This is a genomic window from Paraburkholderia sp. SIMBA_027, from assembly GCF_046535315.1.
GTDB classification, from domain to species: Bacteria; Pseudomonadota; Gammaproteobacteria; order Burkholderiales; family Burkholderiaceae; genus Paraburkholderia; species Paraburkholderia tropica.
In genome coordinates this window covers 1-310 of sequence record NZ_JAWRWY010000289.1, presented here as the reverse complement: position 1 = coordinate 310, position 310 = coordinate 1, and the positions used below count along the sequence as shown (strand labels likewise).

General features: G+C 52.3%; 1 protein-coding gene. It reads right to left on the bottom strand.

Going from position 1 to position 310, the window contains the following annotated elements; genetic code table 11:
- On the bottom strand, positions 1 to 310 hold a 310-nt coding region (locus SB764_RS39135), incomplete at both ends, for a hypothetical protein (RefSeq protein ID WP_410866632.1).

Sequence of the window (310 nt, the reverse complement as noted above, 5' to 3'; positions counted from 1 at the left end):
ATCGTGTTCCAGGAACGGGATCAGGGACGCACCGACGGATACCACCTGCTGGGTGGATACGTCCATGTAGTCAACCTGGTCACGGCTGAACAAGCTGGATTCGCCTTTGCTACGGCAAGTTACCAGGTCTTCTACGAAGTGGCCTTCTTCATCCAGGTTGGAGTTCGCCTGGGCGATAACGTAGTTGCCTTCTTCGATAGCAGACAGGTAGTGAATTTCGTCAGTTACAACACCGTCGGTCACTTTACGATACGGAGTCTCAAGGAAGCCGTATTCGTTAGTCTGTGCGTACACGGACAGAGAGTTGATC